At 63.4% G+C, this 14,915-nt stretch carries 17 protein-coding genes; 9 read left to right on the top strand and 8 right to left on the bottom strand.

Going from position 1 to position 14,915, the window contains the following annotated elements:
• The first annotated feature begins 204 nt into the window (after window positions 1–204).
• The gene (locus tag NKI63_RS00530) at window positions 205–393 is read left to right on the top strand and encodes a hypothetical protein (RefSeq protein WP_352751825.1); all 189 of its coding nucleotides are present in this window, start codon (window positions 205–207) and stop codon (window positions 391–393) included.
• A gap of 64 nt (window positions 394–457) precedes the next feature.
• On the opposite strand, the gene NKI63_RS00525 is transcribed toward NKI63_RS00530, so the two are convergent.
• Window positions 458–1,453, bottom strand: a complete 996-nt coding sequence (locus NKI63_RS00525) for an aldo/keto reductase (protein ID WP_352820192.1) — start codon at window positions 1,451–1,453, stop codon at window positions 458–460.
• A gap of 105 nt (window positions 1,454–1,558) precedes the next feature.
• Here NKI63_RS00525 and NKI63_RS00520 point away from each other — a divergent pair, with 105 nt between their 5' ends.
• The 5 genes from NKI63_RS00520 to NKI63_RS00500 all read left to right on the top strand — a co-directional run bounded on the left by NKI63_RS00520 (window position 1,559) and on the right by NKI63_RS00500 (window position 5,165).
• Window positions 1,559–2,449 carry a LysR family transcriptional regulator gene (locus NKI63_RS00520; RefSeq protein ID WP_352650171.1) on the top strand — a complete coding sequence of 297 codons (891 nt, stop codon included), beginning with the start codon at window positions 1,559–1,561 and terminating at the stop codon, window positions 2,447–2,449.
• 148 nt (window positions 2,450–2,597) lie between these two features.
• Complete coding sequence (locus tag NKI63_RS00515) at window positions 2,598–3,176, top strand: cytochrome b (protein ID WP_352820191.1); 579 nt, start codon at window positions 2,598–2,600, stop codon at window positions 3,174–3,176.
• A 68-nt stretch (window positions 3,177–3,244) separates the two neighbouring features.
• On the top strand, window positions 3,245–3,820 hold the full coding sequence (locus tag NKI63_RS00510) for a YceI family protein (protein WP_352820189.1): 576 nt from the start codon (window positions 3,245–3,247) through the stop codon (window positions 3,818–3,820).
• Window positions 3,821–3,962: 142 nt separating this feature from the next.
• Complete coding sequence (locus tag NKI63_RS00505; protein WP_352490432.1) at window positions 3,963–4,949, top strand: Gfo/Idh/MocA family protein; 987 nt, start codon at window positions 3,963–3,965, stop codon at window positions 4,947–4,949.
• A gap of 54 nt (window positions 4,950–5,003) precedes the next feature.
• Window positions 5,004–5,165: an FAD-dependent oxidoreductase gene (locus tag NKI63_RS00500; protein WP_502900427.1), complete on the top strand. Its 162-nt coding sequence runs from the start codon at window positions 5,004–5,006 to the stop codon at window positions 5,163–5,165.
• A 155-nt stretch (window positions 5,166–5,320) separates the two neighbouring features.
• On the opposite strand, the gene NKI63_RS00495 is transcribed toward NKI63_RS00500, so the two are convergent.
• Window positions 5,321–6,067 (bottom strand): GntR family transcriptional regulator, encoded by a 747-nt coding sequence (locus tag NKI63_RS00495; RefSeq protein ID WP_352650165.1) that lies wholly within the window; start codon window positions 6,065–6,067, stop codon window positions 5,321–5,323.
• Window positions 6,068–6,166: 99 nt separating this feature from the next.
• Between NKI63_RS00495 and NKI63_RS00490 the strand changes: the two genes are divergently transcribed.
• The 3 genes from NKI63_RS00490 (at window position 6,167) to NKI63_RS00480 (ending at window position 8,037) form a co-directional block, all read left to right on the top strand.
• The gene (locus NKI63_RS00490; protein ID WP_352820187.1) at window positions 6,167–6,715 is read left to right on the top strand and encodes an autotransporter; all 549 of its coding nucleotides are present in this window, start codon (window positions 6,167–6,169) and stop codon (window positions 6,713–6,715) included.
• Window positions 6,716–6,890: 175 nt separating this feature from the next.
• The gene (locus NKI63_RS00485) at window positions 6,891–7,676 is read left to right on the top strand and encodes a DUF899 domain-containing protein (protein ID WP_254815971.1); all 786 of its coding nucleotides are present in this window, start codon (window positions 6,891–6,893) and stop codon (window positions 7,674–7,676) included.
• Between the two features lie 88 nt (window positions 7,677–7,764).
• Window positions 7,765–8,037 carry a hypothetical protein gene (locus NKI63_RS00480; protein WP_502895602.1) on the top strand — a complete coding sequence of 91 codons (273 nt, stop codon included), beginning with the start codon at window positions 7,765–7,767 and terminating at the stop codon, window positions 8,035–8,037.
• Between the two features lie 46 nt (window positions 8,038–8,083).
• On the opposite strand, the gene NKI63_RS00475 is transcribed toward NKI63_RS00480, so the two are convergent.
• The 6 genes from NKI63_RS00475 to NKI63_RS00450 form a co-directional block, all read right to left on the bottom strand.
• A complete protein-coding gene (locus NKI63_RS00475; protein WP_352820186.1) occupies window positions 8,084–9,025 on the bottom strand; it encodes an alpha/beta hydrolase in 942 nt (313 codons plus the stop codon).
• 85 nt (window positions 9,026–9,110) lie between these two features.
• On the bottom strand, window positions 9,111–9,893 hold the full coding sequence (locus tag NKI63_RS00470; protein WP_352820185.1) for a carnitinyl-CoA dehydratase: 783 nt from the start codon (window positions 9,891–9,893) through the stop codon (window positions 9,111–9,113).
• Complete coding sequence (locus tag NKI63_RS00465) at window positions 9,886–11,964, bottom strand: acetate--CoA ligase family protein (RefSeq protein WP_352820184.1); 2,079 nt, start codon at window positions 11,962–11,964, stop codon at window positions 9,886–9,888. Before NKI63_RS00465 ends, NKI63_RS00470 begins: the two co-directional genes overlap by 8 nt.
• 64 nt (window positions 11,965–12,028) lie before the next feature.
• The gene (locus tag NKI63_RS00460) at window positions 12,029–13,192 is read right to left on the bottom strand and encodes an acyl-CoA dehydrogenase family protein (protein WP_352820182.1); all 1,164 of its coding nucleotides are present in this window, start codon (window positions 13,190–13,192) and stop codon (window positions 12,029–12,031) included.
• 4 nt (window positions 13,193–13,196) lie between these two features.
• On the bottom strand, window positions 13,197–14,270 hold the full coding sequence (locus NKI63_RS00455; RefSeq protein ID WP_352820180.1) for a 3-hydroxyacyl-CoA dehydrogenase NAD-binding domain-containing protein: 1,074 nt from the start codon (window positions 14,268–14,270) through the stop codon (window positions 13,197–13,199).
• Complete coding sequence (locus NKI63_RS00450; RefSeq protein ID WP_352820178.1) at window positions 14,267–14,896, bottom strand: HD domain-containing protein; 630 nt, start codon at window positions 14,894–14,896, stop codon at window positions 14,267–14,269. Before NKI63_RS00450 ends, NKI63_RS00455 begins: the two co-directional genes overlap by 4 nt.
• Between the last annotated feature and the right edge of the window lie 19 nt (window positions 14,897–14,915).

The raw sequence follows: 14,915 nt of genomic DNA, 5'->3' as shown, positions 1-14,915 counted from the left end.
CCGCAAGAATCAATCGAGTCCTGTCAGCGATCCGAAGCGGGACGAGGCCGACCACAGCTACAACTGCGGCCGACCCCGATTTCGGACCCAGCAAACCCTGCTGAGGGGCTGGGCCGGTCTCTTGTGAAGACGTGATTCTTGAATCACGGCTGGTTCGCCGCGTCAACCCTCAGCGTTGTTGTCCACAACAGAAGGAATAAAGCTGTGGATATTTACGCAAAAGCCGAGGTTCCGCTTGGGACCAAAAAACGCACTGGTGAAACCAGCCCCGAAAGTGGCGTGTGGAAGGTAGACGACCTCTATGATTCCACAACCGCCCCGATCGCAAAGGGCAACATTTTTCCGCCCTACAAAGGTAAGGCGGTTACCTGGGTCCTCATCCAGTACGCGTGAGCGTCTCTGCAAACAATGGGCCGGGCTTAAATGCCCGGCCTTTCTGTCTTAGCCCGATCGCTGTTCAGCCATTCACCAGCGCCAGCAATTCCTCCGTATACCGCTTGCCGACAACCTTGTCCGGCGACAGCGCATCGCCGATGGCTGCTACCTCGGCCTGGGTCAGCACGATATCGGCTGCCGCCGTATTCTGTTCGAGATGTCGGATCTTGCGGGCACCAGGGATCGGCACAATGAAGTCGCCCTGATGCAGCACCCAGGCGAGCGCCAGCTGCGCCGGCGCCACGTCCTTCTCGGCTGCCATCTTTTCCAGCACGGCGACGACCACCGCATTGGCCGCCATGGCGTCGGCCTGGAAGCGCGGCAACCCCCGGCGCCAGTCGTCGGCGCCGAGAACATCGGGCCTGGCGATCGTGCCGGTGAGCAGGCCGCGGCCGAGCGGGCTATAGGGGACAAAGCCGATGCCGAGCTCGCGGCAGACGGCAAACACCACCTCCTCCGGATCGCGGCTCCACAGCGAATACTCGCTCTGCACCGCGGCGATCGGATGCACGGCATGCGCCCGGCGGATGGTCGCCGCACTCGCCTCCGACAGGCCGAGCGCCCGCACCTTGCCCTCGCGTACCAGCTCGGCCATGGCGCCGACCGTATCCTCGATCGGCACGCTGGGGTCGACGCGGTGCTGGTAGTAGAGATCGATGATCTCGGTATCCAGCCGCTTCAACGACGCTTCGGCCACCGCCTTGACATGCTCCGGGCGGCTGTCGACGCCGGCCATGCGTTCGGTGCCGCTGCCTTCTTCGAGGATCTTGAAACCGAATTTGGTCGCGATCGTCACACGATCACGCACCGGCTTCAGCGCCTTGCCGACCAGGATCTCGTTCTCGTAGGGGCCATAGACCTCGGCGGTGTCGAAGAAATTGACCCCGATCTCGACGGCGTGGCGCAGCGTGGCAATCGCCTCCGCCTCCGGCTGGCCACCATAGGCAAAGCTCATCCCCATGCAGCCGAGGCCGACTGGGTAGACGTCGAGTTCATTGCCAAGCTTGCGGGTTTGCATCACGTGTCTCCTTGTTGTGATGGTTGTGATGCCACAGAGATACCGTCTTGCGCAGCGTTCGATAATCGCCTCTTATTTGCACGGGCTGTTCCCAAAAATAGATCAATGAAGCGAACACATCTTTCACAGCTTGCCGTGCTGGCAACGGTCGCCCAATGCGGCAGTTTTCGCGGCGCCGCCAAGGAGCTGGCAATCGCGCCGTCGGCGGTCAGCCACGCGGTGTCCAGCCTGGAAGCGCGCCTCGGCGTGCGCCTTCTGGCGCGCAGCACGCGCAGCGTCGCTCCGACCGAGGAGGGCGCGCAACTGCTCGAGCGCCTCAGGCCGGCGCTGTCGGAAATCGACCTGGCGCTGGAATCGGCGATCGAGGCGCGCGACCGGCCGGCGGGCAATCTCAGGCTGACCGTGCCGCGCACCGCCGCCCACCTGGCGCTGACGCCGAGGCTCGGCGCCTTTGCGGCTGCCTATCCCGACATCGTGCTGGAGATCGTCATCGACGACCGCTTCACCGATGTGGTCGAGGGCGGCTTCGATGCCGGTGTGCGGCTGGGCGAGAGCCTGCAGCGCGACATGATCGCAGTGCGCATCGGGCCGAACCTTCGCGGCGCGGTGGTCGGCACGCCATCCTACTTCGAGACCAGGCCCAAGCCGCAGCATCCGCGCGATCTCGCCGCTCACCGCTGCATCCGCTTCCGCTTCTCCAGCGGCATCATCTATCGCTGGGAATTCGAGAAAAACGGCGAGGAGATCGAAATCCCGGTGCAAGGGCCATTGATCCTCGATGAGGACCATCTGATTGCCAACGCTGCGGTTGACGGCGCCGGGCTCGCCTTCGTGTTCGAGGACTATGTCCGCGACCCGCTCGCCGCCGGCAAGCTCGTTCGCGTGCTGGAGGACTGGTGCCCGCCCTTCGATGGTTTCTTCGTCTATTATCCGAGCCGACGCCAGATGCGGCCGGCGCTCAGGGCCTTTGTCGATTTCTTCAAAGTGAGTACATAGGGTACCGTCGGAACAGGGGAGGGCGATCTATTCAGGCGTGAATGCTCGTCTTACCGCCGTTGGCACCGGCAATTGGTCGTCTTCAAACATAAGTGGGAACCGCCTTTCCGGGATGGAAGAAAGCCGACCTGGCATTCGTTCACAGACCATGTCAGCACTGCCCAAACACCAGCCGACCGGCTACGGCTGGACAGCGATCATCCTTCACTGGCTGATCGCCGCCCTCTTTATCTGCCAGTTCGTGCTCGGCTTCGTCATGGTGCGGCTGTCCAGCCAGCGCACCGCCTTCGAGCTGATTCAGCTGCATAAATCTTTCGGTTTCCTCTTGCTTGGGCTGGTCATCCTGCGCATCGCCTGGCGCCTTGGCAGACCGGCCCCGCCGCTGCCGCGCTCAGTCGGCCCTTTCGAGCGCCGCATGGCGCCGCTTGTCCATCTTGCGCTTTATGCTTTTCAGCTCGCTCTGCCGCTGTCCGGCTGGGCGCTGGTCTCGGTCTCGGTGCTGGAGATCCCGAGCGTGCCGTTTAATCTGTTCGTCATGCCCAATCTGCCGCTTGGTGAATCGGACATGGCGGAAAGCTTCTGGGCAGCGACGCACTGGTATCTCGCTTATGCCGGCATCGGACTTGTCGCTTTGCATCTCGCCGCTGCGCTGCGTCATCATTTCTGGCTGAGGGATACCGTGCTGACGCGCATGATCACGGCTTCGTCACATCGCGAGACGGAATAGAGCGGGCGGCTCATTCGTTCATGGGGCGAGAACGCAAGAAAGCGTTGCCTGCCAAGAGGACCATTTCCATGTACGCGCGCATCTTCGGATTTGCGGCAGCCGCCGCTTGCTTTGCCATGCCTGTTTTCGCCGCCGTTGCCCTTGGCGAGGCGGCCGGCAGCTACACGATCAGCCCGGGGAGTTCCAGCATCCACTTCTCCATCGCCAAGCTCGGCGGCGGCGGGCTCGGCGGTGCCTTCTCCCGCTTCAAGGGCAATATCCTTATCGACAACAGCGATGTCGGCCGGTCCCAGGTCAATTTCACCATCTTCCCCGAAAGCGTCGGTACCGGCCAAAGCCGCATCGATGCCTTTCTCCGCTCGGACGCGGTTTTCGACGCGGCCAACAATCCGGAGATTCAGTTCCGTTCGACCAGCGTCAAACGCACCGGCGACACGTCGGCCCTTGTCACCGGCCGGCTGACGGCGCGCGGCAAGACCTTTCAGGAAAAGTTCACGGCCGAGCTCGGCGGCCTCAAGGCGGGCACGATAAAGTTCCACGTCACAGGCAAGGTGTTGCGGTCGCGCTATGGCATGGATGTCGGCGCGCCGATTTATTCCAACGTCGTCGAATTCGACATGACGCTGACGGGTAGAAAGGGTTGAGCGGTTCTTCCTGCGATTTCACCGTCGCTGCAGGACCTGGGTTCCTCTCCCCACTTGGTGCGGCGAGGAACCATGCTCCCGCATTGGCTTTTTCGTCCGTTTCAGGCAAACCTCCAGGCTTGCAATCGAGAGGAGAAATCTGATGTTCCGATGGGGTGTTTTGTCGACGGCCAAAATCGGCCGCGAGCAGCTTTTGCCGGCAATCGTCGAGGCGGAGAACGGCGTGCTGTCGGCGATCGCCAGCCGCGATCTGTCGAAAGCTCGGGCGCTGGGCGAACGCTTCGGCGCGCGCCACGCTTTCGGCTCCTATGAGGAGCTGCTCGCCTCCAGCGACATCGACGGCGTCTACATTCCGCTGCCGACCTCGCAGCATGTCGAATGGACAGCCAAGGCGATCGAGGCCGGCAAGCATGTTCTGGTCGAAAAGCCACTGGCTCTCGACGCCAAGGACATTCCGCCACTGATCAAGCTGCGCGATGCCAGGAAGGTGCTGGTCTGCGAAGCCTTCATGGTCGTCTACCATCCGCAATGGATCAAGGTGCGCGAGCTGATCGCCAACGGCGCCATCGGCCGGCTGCGCCATGTCCAGGGCGCGTTCTCCTATTACAATGTCGACCCCAACAACATGCGCAACAAGCTCGATCTCGGCGGCGGCGCGCTGCCCGACATCGGCGTCTATCCGACGGTATCGACGCGCTTTTCGACCGGCAAGGAGCCGCTGCGCGTCCAGGCGACGATCGAGCGCGACAAGACATTCGGCACCGACATCTATTCCTCGATCCGCGCCGATTTCGGCGACTTCGAGTTGTCGTTTTACCTGTCGACACAGATGGCGGCACGCCAGGTGATGGTCTTCCACGGCGAGAAGGGCTTCATCGAGGTGTTCTCACCGTTCAACGCCGGTCTCTACGACCATCACCGCGTCGAACTGCACAACCAGAACCACAGCGAGGCGCAGGTCTTCCGCTTTCCCGGCACGCAACAGTACCGGCTGGAAGTCGAGGCCTTCGCGCGGGCGGCACAGGGCGGCAAGGATCGTGTCTTCACCCTGGAAGAATCGGTGCTCAACCAGAAGGTCATCGATGCCATCTTCCGCGCCGGCGAGAAGGAAGGCTGGGAGGCAGTCTAGGCCGGCCGTGATCCTGCAGCGGGCCGGTTTTTGGACGAGATCATGGCGAAATAGATGCCCGACGATGCGGATGTGATCATCGTCGGCGCCGGCCTTGCCGGCCTTGTCGCGGCGGCCGAACTGACTGCGGCCGGCAAGAAGGCCATCATTGTCGAGCAGGAGCCGGAGCAGTCGCTTGGCGGCCAGGCATCGGCGGCCTCTTCCTCGGTGGGGTGAACAAGCCCCGCTGGCGCCGTTGCGCCAAGGTGGCGGTCGCACCGAACGGCCAACTTCCCTTGGAGCATTTTGCAGCCAAATGGAATCATTCGGCGTCCGCATAAATGCGGCAAAACAGCTAGTTAGAGCGGGTTACCGGTTCCAGGAGAACCGCTCTAGGCGAAGGGCTGCAAATTGACGTCCTGAAGCTTGGAACCGGCAAGCAAAGCCTCGAGCACCTGCTTCTTGAGAAACAGACACTGCGAACGGGCAAGTTTGACGATGCCGGAAACGTCGCCTGCCTCGCAGGCAAGAACCAGTTCCTTTTGCTGGGCGATGATCAACTGGGTGAAGTCGCGGGATTTGAACCCAAGGTGAAGAACCCGCGCCGACTGGTCGAGTATCTGGTCCAGTAGATGCGCCAGTCGTAAATTTCCCGAGAGCTCCGCAAGGACCAGACGAAACGCACGATCAGCCGCCAGGAATGCAACGTGACTACGCAACGTCTCCGGCTTCAGCACTTTTTTCGCTGCCAGCCCGATGTCCTCCAGCCCGCGCTCGGTAATGTTCGATGCCGCCACCCTGAACACTTCCGGTTCGATCAAGCTGCGGACATCGAAGATCTCGTTGACGTCCCGCAGGCTGAGCGTTGCAACGACGTAGCCGCGGCGCGGCTCGCTCCTGACCAGACCTTCCTGCATCAGACGGGCCAACGCCGCGCGGATGGTCGCCTTTTTGATCTGGTATCGATCGCCGATCTGTTTTTCGGTCAGCGCTTCGCCGGGGCGCAGCACGCAGGCAATGATGTCGTTCCTCAGCTGCTCATATGCCTGTTCCCTGCGAAGGACGTCGGCGGCTGACAGTGCTGTCGCCTCGACCGTGGCCGGCCTTGCCGGTTCGGCGGTCAACTTCGTCGTTTTCATATTTTGTCCGTTTGGCTGTCCGGTTGACGCTGGCATCGGCATTCGCTAGCGTGAGCGCCTCAGGTTGAAACTCTGAGCATCTCAGGGAGGATAACTGATATGCCTTTACCCGCCAACTCGCCTCTCTACGCTGTTGCCGATGATATCGTCAATGCCGCGAAGGGGCCAGATCCCTTCGAAGCGGTAAGGACGGTCCTGGGCGACTACACCAACCGTTTTCACGCATTGGGAACACTCGCTCACGAAGAAGACGACGACGAGGTTCTTTTGCATGCCAGCCCGAACCTGACGATCTATCACATCACGCTGTCGCCCGGCCTGCAGTACCCGCCCCATAACCACCTGATGGATGCCTTGATCGGCATCTACAAAGGCAGCGAGACGAACTTCATCTATCCCGTTGCCGGCAGCGAACTCGATGTTCCCGAAAGGCAGGACATCGCAGCGCCTGCCGTCGTGCACATGGCGTCAAATACCGTGCATGCGGTTGCGAATACGGGCAGCGCGCGATCCGGTGCCCTGCATGTCTATCTCGGCGATCTCACACGAACCCATCGGCAGCTGTGGAGCCCGGAAAGCAACCAGGCCGAACCGTTTGACAATGATCGCTACCTGGCCGGCGCACGGCCCATCCAGCAGTCCGGGTAGGAATGAGCAGAGGCGTCGCGGGCGGCGAATTTGGCCGTGATCAGCGGACCCGTCGGAATCGCGTCACACTTGTCACTCTCGCCAATCCGCTATCGCCCCTATCCTGGCTCATGACCAATCAGCAACACGTCGCGCCGGGAATGGTGCGACAACAGACCAGCAAGGGAGATGCACAATGACGGCACATCAGAATGGTACAGGCGAGCAGACGACGCGGCTCGCGATGAAGACACCACCGGTCGTTTCGCCTGATGCGTGGGAGGCCGCGCGCCAGCAGTTGCTCGTGAAGGAGAAAACCGTGACCCGGGCTCGCGACGCCTTGGCCGCCGAGCGTCGGCGGATGCCGTGGATGGCGGTGGAGAAGACCTATACGTTCGAGGGCCCCAGCGGAAAGATGAGCCTGCTCGACCTATTCGAGGGCCGCCGTCAACTGATCGTCTACCGCGCTTTCTTCGAGCCCGGCGTATTCGGCTGGCCCGATCACGCTTGTCGCGGCTGCTCGCTGGGGGCAGACCAGGTCGGCAATCTTGCCCATCTGAACGCCCGCGACACCACGCTTGCCTACGCCTCGCGCGCACCGCAGGCCGACATTGCGCGGCTGAAGGCGCGGATGGACTGGAAGATGCCCTGGTACACCATCACCGACAGCTTCGATGCCGATTTCGGCGTTGACGAGTGGCACGGCCACAACGTGTTCATCCGCGATGGTGATCGCGTGTTCCGTACCTACTTCATCAACAACCGCGGCGACGAGGCGATGGGGACCGTATGGAGCTATCTCGACCTGTCGCCGCTCGGCCGTCAGGAGGTTTGGGAGGATTCGCCCGAAGGCTATCCGCAGACGCCGACTTACAAGTGGTGGAACTGGCACGACAATTACGACGCCGAAACCGTTCCCGACAAAAAGTGGGTCGAGGTGTCGGACGCCGGAGAGGCCGCGTTCCGGAACCGCACCGAATAGAACGTTTGGCGTCGCGGAAATGCGGCTAGGACATTGGAGGAGCGGGATGCACGTTCATTCGACCGCATCCCGCTCGTTATGCAGGACTATGGCCATGAGCGAGATTCATGCAGGCGGATCCACCGGCGATGCGAGCCCGGCCGGCCTTGGCGCAGCCGATTGGCTGTCCTTTGCGGCCGCGCCGACCTTCGCAACCATGGCGCTGCTGACGTTTCTCGGCGGAGCGCCGGATATGATGTGCTCGACCGGGCAAGATGCGTCGCCGCTGGGCGGCATGGTCCCGATGTACTTGCTGATGAGCGCCTTTCATTTGGGACCTTGGTTGAGGCGGGTCTCCGGCCGCCGACGCCGCCGCAAGTAGAGCTATAGCGGCCGATAAAGGCCCTTCGCGGCGAGGAGGGCAGCCCTCACCAGATCCATTCACCCTTCCCAAGTACCGTCACGGCATCGACAATCCGGGTAAAGCTCGAGCGGGCGCGGCCGGCCGTGTGCCTGGCTCTGAGATAGCCGTGCACCAGCCCCGGCTCCTCGAACCACCAGGCGCGTCCGTCTGCGGCAACGATGCGGTCGCGATAGGCTTCACCGTCTGACGACAGCGGGTCGCATTCGGCGGTGATCACGACGGTAGGCGGCAGATAGGCGAAATCGGCGTCCGCAAGCGGAGACAAAGTGATGTCGCCTGTGGCGTCCACTCCGCCCGTCCGGATGTTTTTATAGAACTCCAGATCGCGCATCGTCAGCATTGGCGCTTCGGCATGCGTGACATAGGAACCGCGTGAACGGTCGCCGCCAAGGCCAGGATAGATCAGCACCTGGCCGACCGGCTTTGTCACGTGGCCACGCGTCGCATGACTGACGGCACAGGCGAGATTGCCGCCGGCGCTGTCGCCGCAGAGCAGGACGGGGCATTCGTAAGTGGCGGTGGCCCATTCGAAGGCGCCCATCGCATCGTCGAAGGCGGCCGGGTGCAGATGTTCCGGCGCCAGCCGGTAGTCGACCGAGACCACCTCATATCCGGTGCGGGCGCAAAGCTCGGCGCAGACATCGTCGTGGCTGTCGAGCCCGCCGAGGATGTAGCCGCCGCCATGGACATAGAGCACCATCGCAGAGGCGTTCGGCGCCGCGCTGCGATAAATGCGGATCGGGACGTCGTGCGCTGGCGCGGCAATGACGGTGGTTTCAGCCGTCACGCCATCCGGATAGCCGGCAGAGAATTCGCGGCACATCCGGTCATAGATCGCGCGCTGCTCTGCGATCGTGTAGTCGATCGTATCCGGCGGATAATACGAATTGGTCCGCTCGATGAAGGCCCAGGTCTCGGCGTCGATGAGTTTCTTGTAGTTGGTCATGGGAACGGAACGGATCGTAACGAATCCGCCTGGCCGGCAGGCCGGAGGGGGTTCGGACGGAACGCCGTCGTTCCAGGGACACCCACTATCTGCCCTTCCACACCGGATCGCGCTTTTCGGCAAAGGCGCGAAAGCCCTCGAGATTGTCCTCCGAGCCGTAGAGCGCGTCAACCGTCGGCAGTTGCCGGCGCGTCACCCGGTTCATGGCATCCTGGAAGGTCAGCGATTCTGCGACCCGGGCCGTTTCCTTGATCGCGGCGAAGACCAGCGGCGGGCCGCCGGCAAGCAGCCGGGCGATTTCCCAGACGCGGTCCTCCAGTCTTTCCTTGGGCAGCACCTCGTTGACCAGGCCCCAGCGATGCGCCTCGGCGACATCCATCCAGCGGCCGGTGAGCAAAAGGTCCATGGCGACGTGATAGGGGATGCGCTTCGGCAGCTTGATCGTTGCCGCATCGGCCAGCGTGCCGGCGCGGATTTCGGGCAGCGCGAACGAGGAGTGGTCCGACGCGTAGATGAGGTCGCAGGACAGCGCCAGCTCGAAGCCGCCGCCGACCGCCATGCCGTTGACGCAGGCGATCACCGGCTTGTTGAGGCCGCGCAATTCCTGCAGCCCGCCGAAGCCACCGACGCCATAGTCGCCGTCGACGGCATCGCCGCCAGCCGCTGCCTTAAGGTCCCAGCCGGCGCTGAAAAACTTGTCGCCGGCGGTCTTGACGATGGCGACGCGCAGGTCGGGATCGTCGCGAAACCCCCTGAACGTCTCGCCCATCAGCCGCGACGTCTTCAGGTCGATGGCATTGGCCTTGGGCCGGTCGAGCATGACTTCGAGGATCGTGCCCTCGCGGCGGGTGGTGATGACGTCAGACATTTTTGTTCTCTCCCAGCACCAGCAGCGCGTCGGCGATCCAGGCGCCCTTGCCCTCGGTGCAGACGATCAGAGGATTGATGTCGAGCTCCTCGATCTCGCCGGCATTTTGCTGCACGAAAGCGGCAATGCCCGATATCGCATCGATTGCAGCTGCGACATCGGCCTTCGGCCGACCGCGATAACCGTCGAGCAGCGGGAACAGCTTCAACCCGCGCAAAGCGGCCTCGATGTCGTCACGGGTCGCCGGCAGCATCAGTGTGACGCTGTCGCGCAACAGCTCGACCAGCACGCCGCCGGTGCCTAGCGTCATTACCGCGCCGAACATCGGGTCGCGGGTGAAGCCGACCAGCAGCTCGGCGACGCCGTCGCGCACCATGCGCTCGACATAAAGGCCGGTGCCGAGCGGGCCGAGATCATGGGCGGCGGTGCTGACCGATTCGGCATCCCTGAGGTTGAGCCGGACCGCGTCGAGCTCGGACTTGTGGATGACGCCAAGAGCCTTCAGCGCCACCGGGAAGCCGAGCGCCATCGAGGAGATCACAGCTTCGACCGCGTTGCCGGCGCGCTCGCCCTTCGGCACGGGGAGCCCGGCCTCGATGAGCCGCGCCTTCGCCTCGGCCTCGTCCGGCGTGACATGGTCGCCGGCCGGCGCGCCGGACGCCGAAGTGTCGATCGGCTGCGCCTGCGGCTCGCGCCACGCCCAGCCGATGAAGGCTGCCGCCTGGGCGGCGTCCATGGCCTCGGAAATGCCGAACAGCGGCACCATGCCCCGCGCCATCAGGCCGGCAGTGTATTCCTCGGGCAGGTTTTCCGGCAGCGAGGAGACGATCGCGCCCTGCGCGCTGTTGGTCTTCAGCGCCGATTCGAAGGCGCGCAGCGTCGCCCACCAGTCCGTGTCCGAGCAGCGGTCGGGACGCGGAAAGTCGAGCACCAGCATATTGAGGTCGAAGCCGCCAGACACCATGGCGGTGAAGGTGGCGGTCATCGCCGGCTCGTTGTTCCAGATGAAGGTGTGGTAGTCGAGCGGATTGGCCACCGCGACCAGCGGCCCGAGCGTCGATTTGACCCGCGCGCGGTGCTCGGGGGTGAGTGGCGGAAACGTCACCCAGCGGCCTTCGGCGCTGTCGGCCATGACCGACGCCTCGCCGCCCGAGCAGCTCATCGATGACAGCCGGTAGCCGGGCAGGGGGCCGGTGACGTGCAATAGCTTGAGCGCTTCGATGAAGGCGGGAATTGAATCGATCCGGGCGATGCCGAGCCGCCTCAGGAAGGCGCCGGACGCCGCGTCCGAGCCAGCCAGCGACGCGGTGTGCGAGACGGTCGCCTGCCGTGCCTGCTCGGAGCGGCCGACCTTCATGGCGATAACAGGCTTCTTCAACTCGCGTGCCCGTGCCGCCAGCCTTTCGAAGCCGGCTACCGAATCGAAGGCCTCGATATGCAGGCCGAGCGCGGTGACGCGGTCGTCCTCGACCAGGCCGAGCGCCATTTCGGAAAGCCCGGTCTGCGCCTGGTTGCCGGCGGTCATCAGGAAGGCGATCGGCAGGCCGCGTTTCTGCATCGTCATGTTGATGGCGATGTTCGACGACTGGGTGATGATGGCAACGCCGCGACCGCCTTCCGGCAGCCTGATGCCGCCATGCTGGTCGGGCCACAAAAGCGCGCCGTCGGCGTAATTGATCAGCCCATAGCAGTTCGGCCCGATGATCGGCATTTGGCCGGCCGCCTCGACCAGTTCGGCCTGCAGCCGCTCGCCGTCTTCGTCATAGGCCTCGGTTTCGAGAAAGCCGGCCGCGAAGCAGACCGCACCGCCGGCGCCGCGCTCCGCCAGCGCCTTGACCACTTCGATGGTCAAGTGCCGGTTGACGCCGACGAAAGCGGCATCCGGCGCACTCGGCAATTCGGCCACCGAGCGATAGGCCTTGCGGCCGGCGACCTCGTCCTTGCTCGGATGCACCGGCCAGATCTCGCCGGCAAAGCCCATCTTGATCGATTGCGCGACGACGGCCGCCGCCTGCGCACCACCGAAGACGGCGATCGATTTCGGCCGCAAAAGACGTTCAAGCCTGTGCATTGTCATCTTTTCGTCTGGCCATGATCTTTTCCAAAGACCGGATTCCACTTTTTGGGGTCATGCTCTAGGCCCCGAACGGACGCAGCAGCGCGCGCGAGATGATGTGGCGCTGGATTTCCGAGGTGCCTTCCCAGATGCGCTCGACGCGGGCGTCGCGCCAGATGCGTTCTAGTGGCAGGTCGTCCATCAGCCCCATGCCGCCATGGATCTGGATCGCCTCGTCGGCGACGAAGGCAAGCATTTCGGTGGCCTTCAGTTTGGCCATGGCCATGTCCTGGTCGGTGACGGTGCCCTGATCGTACTTCCAGCCGGCTTCGAACACCATCAGGTCGGCGGCTTTCAACTCGGTCGCCATGTCGGCGAGCTTGAACGACACACCCTGGAATTTGCCGATCGGCTGGCCGAATTGCTGGCGCTGCGCGGCGTATTCGATCGCATGGCCAAGCGCCCGCTCGGCCCGGCCAAGGCAGGTGGCGCCGACTTGCAGGCGCGTTGCGCCGAGCCAGGAATTGGCGACCTCGAAGCCCTTGTGGACCTCGCCGAGTACCTGGCTCGTCGGCAGCCGGCAATCGTCGAATTCGAGAATGGCATTGGTGTAGCCGCGATGCGAGACGTTGCGGTAGCCGTCGCGCACGGTAAAGCCCTTAGTGCCCTTGTCGACAAAAAAGGCGGTGATCTTCTTGCGTCTTCCACGCGAAGACTCTTCCTCCCCCGAGGCCATAAAGACGATGGCGAAATCGGCGAGGTCGGCGTGGCTGATGAAATGCTTGGTGCCGTTCAGCACCCAGTCGTCGCCGTCTTGCACCGCGGTCGCCTTCATGCCGCGCAAATCGGAGCCGGCGCCCGGCTCGGTCATTGCCAGGCAATCCCATTTCTCGCCGCGAATGCAGGGGAACAGGTACTTTTCGCGCTGCTCCGGCGTGCCGGCCAAAAGGATGTTGGAGGGTCGCGCCACGCAGGTCCAGTGCAGCGCGTAATTGGCGCGGCCGAGCTCCTTTTCATAGAGTAGCCAGGTCACCGTATCGAGCCCGGCGCCGCCGACTTCCGTTGGCATGTTGGCGGCATAGAGGCCGGCTTCGATCGCCTTGGCCTTGATCTCCTCGATCAGCTCGCGGCGCAGCACGCCGGTGCGTTCAACCTCGCGCTCATGCGGGTAAAGCTCGTTCTCGACGAAGGCCCGCGTCGTCTCGACGATGAGCTTCTGCTCCTCCGAAAGACCAAAATCCATGGTCTCAGCCTTTCTTCTTTTTCTTCGGCTTTTCAGCCTTGGCCTTCTCGGCGGCCCTGGAGGCGCTGGGCTTCTTCGCCGCAAGCTTGGCCAACTGCCTGGTGTAGTCCCTATGCAAGGCGCCGGCACCCCAGCCTTTGCCTTTGTTCTGCTTCGACAGTGCCTCCATGATGGCGACCAGATTGTCGTCGCGGATCTTTTCGAGATCGCGGATCGACAGACCGTGCGCCTGGTCGTCCGACTGGGTCGCGATCAGCTCGACCAGTTCGTCGTTGAACTCCGGCACGTCCATCAGCTTGGTCCAGGGCCATTTCAGGCACGGGCCGAACTGCGCCATGAAGTGGCGCATGCCGGCCTCGCCGCCGGCGACGCGATAGACCTGGAACATGCCCATCTGCGCCCAGCGCAGGCCGAAGCCATAGCGCATGATGTCGTCGAGCTCCTCGACCGTGCAGATGCCGTCCTTGACCAGCCACAGCGCCTCGCGCCATGCCGCTTCGAGCAGGCGGTCGCCGACGAAGGCTTCGATCTCCTTGCGGATTACCACCGGCTTCATGCCGATCGAGGCATACATCTCCTTGGCGACCTCGATCGCCTCGGGAAAGGTCTGTTCGCCGCCGACGATCTCGACCAGCGGCAGCAGATAGACGGGGTTGAACGGATGGCCGACGACCAGCCGCTCCGGATGCTTCTTCATCGCCACCTGCATGTCGGTCGGCTTGATGCCGGAAGTGGAGGAGCCGACAATTGCGTTGGCCGGCGCATAAAGGTCGATTTCGGCCAGCACGCGGTGCTTCAGGTCGAGCCGCTCCGGCACGCTTTCCTGGATTAAATCGGCATCGGCCACCGCCTCGGCGAGCGTCTTGGCGAAGGTGAGCTTGCCCTCTTTCGGCAGGCCGCCGGGCAGCATCTGCTTGTAGGCGCGTCGCGCTCCCCTCATCACCTCGCCGACCTTGCGTGATGCCTCGGGGTCGGGATCGAAGATCGATACGTCGATGCCGTTGAGCAGCAGCCGCGCGACCCAGCCGGCGCCGATCACGCCACCACCGATGGCGGCCGCCTTGTTGATGATGCTCATGCGGAAGCTCCGGTTCTTGTGCTGGCTGTTGCGGGGTCGGTGAGGGCGACGCGTTCGCCGGCACGGATCACGGACGCGTCATAGGCCTTGCGCGCGAACACTTCGAGCACGAAGGGCCGGAAGAAATCGATCGGCAATGTCTCGTAGTCGGGATCGAAGCTCGACTGATCCCAGCGTTCGCAAAACTCATCGCAATCGTCGAAGTAGATGTGCCCGGCGAAACGGTCGCGGGCGTGCCGATTGCCGCCGAGGTGATGGGCGTAATAGAGGCGCTGGAAATCGCCGTGCTTTTCCACCACCCAGGTGCATTGCTCGCGAACGAAGGGTTTCAGGATCGACGCCGCATATTCGTCGTGATTATAGGGCGCGTAGATGTCGCCGATGTCGTGCAGCAAGGCGCAGGCAATCCAGTCGGTGTCGGCGCCGCCGCGCCAGGCCCGCGTTGCCGCTTGCAGCGAATGGCCGAGCCGGGTGATCTTGTAGCCCGAGAGGCCCGCATCCAGCTGGACGAGCGCGTCGAGTAGCCGTTCGCCGGTCTTTGCCGCGTAGTCGATCTCGTGCTCGGTGAGGAAGGCGTAATCCTCGCGGTCGCCGTCCTTCATGGCGGTGAATTTCACGGTCTTCATCGGCGGCTCCTCCCAACCG

This window comes from Mesorhizobium sp. M0410 (genome assembly GCF_040321435.1).
In the GTDB taxonomy this organism is placed as follows: Bacteria; Pseudomonadota; Alphaproteobacteria; order Rhizobiales; family Rhizobiaceae; genus Mesorhizobium.
This window is presented reverse-complemented; position numbering and strand designations above follow the sequence as displayed.

Excerpts from the sequence above, each read along its gene's own strand:
- NKI63_RS00510 (WP_352820189.1), top strand. The coding sequence starts at position 3,245 with ATGTACGCGCGCATCTTCGGATTTGCGGCAGCCGCCGCTTGCTTTGCC.
- NKI63_RS00500 (WP_502900427.1), top strand. The coding sequence starts at position 5,004 with ATGCCCGACGATGCGGATGTGATCATCGTCGGCGCCGGCCTTGCCGGC.
- NKI63_RS00480 (WP_502895602.1), top strand. The coding sequence starts at position 7,765 with ATGGCCATGAGCGAGATTCATGCAGGCGGATCCACCGGCGATGCGAGC.
- NKI63_RS00485 (WP_254815971.1), top strand. The coding sequence starts at position 6,891 with ATGACGGCACATCAGAATGGTACAGGCGAGCAGACGACGCGGCTCGCG.
- NKI63_RS00455 (WP_352820180.1), bottom strand. The coding sequence starts at position 14,270 with ATGAGCATCATCAACAAGGCGGCCGCCATCGGTGGTGGCGTGATCGGC.
- NKI63_RS00490 (WP_352820187.1), top strand. The coding sequence starts at position 6,167 with ATGCCTTTACCCGCCAACTCGCCTCTCTACGCTGTTGCCGATGATATC.
- NKI63_RS00475 (WP_352820186.1), bottom strand. The coding sequence starts at position 9,025 with ATGACCAACTACAAGAAACTCATCGACGCCGAGACCTGGGCCTTCATC.
- NKI63_RS00460 (WP_352820182.1), bottom strand. The coding sequence starts at position 13,192 with ATGGATTTTGGTCTTTCGGAGGAGCAGAAGCTCATCGTCGAGACGACG.
- NKI63_RS00450 (WP_352820178.1), bottom strand. The coding sequence starts at position 14,896 with ATGAAGACCGTGAAATTCACCGCCATGAAGGACGGCGACCGCGAGGAT.
- NKI63_RS00515 (WP_352820191.1), top strand. The coding sequence starts at position 2,598 with ATGTCAGCACTGCCCAAACACCAGCCGACCGGCTACGGCTGGACAGCG.
- NKI63_RS00465 (WP_352820184.1), bottom strand. The coding sequence starts at position 11,964 with ATGCACAGGCTTGAACGTCTTTTGCGGCCGAAATCGATCGCCGTCTTC.
- NKI63_RS00525 (WP_352820192.1), bottom strand. The coding sequence starts at position 1,453 with ATGCAAACCCGCAAGCTTGGCAATGAACTCGACGTCTACCCAGTCGGC.
- NKI63_RS00520 (WP_352650171.1), top strand. The coding sequence starts at position 1,559 with ATGAAGCGAACACATCTTTCACAGCTTGCCGTGCTGGCAACGGTCGCC.
- NKI63_RS00495 (WP_352650165.1), bottom strand. The coding sequence starts at position 6,067 with ATGAAAACGACGAAGTTGACCGCCGAACCGGCAAGGCCGGCCACGGTC.
- NKI63_RS00505 (WP_352490432.1), top strand. The coding sequence starts at position 3,963 with ATGTTCCGATGGGGTGTTTTGTCGACGGCCAAAATCGGCCGCGAGCAG.
- NKI63_RS00470 (WP_352820185.1), bottom strand. The coding sequence starts at position 9,893 with ATGTCTGACGTCATCACCACCCGCCGCGAGGGCACGATCCTCGAAGTC.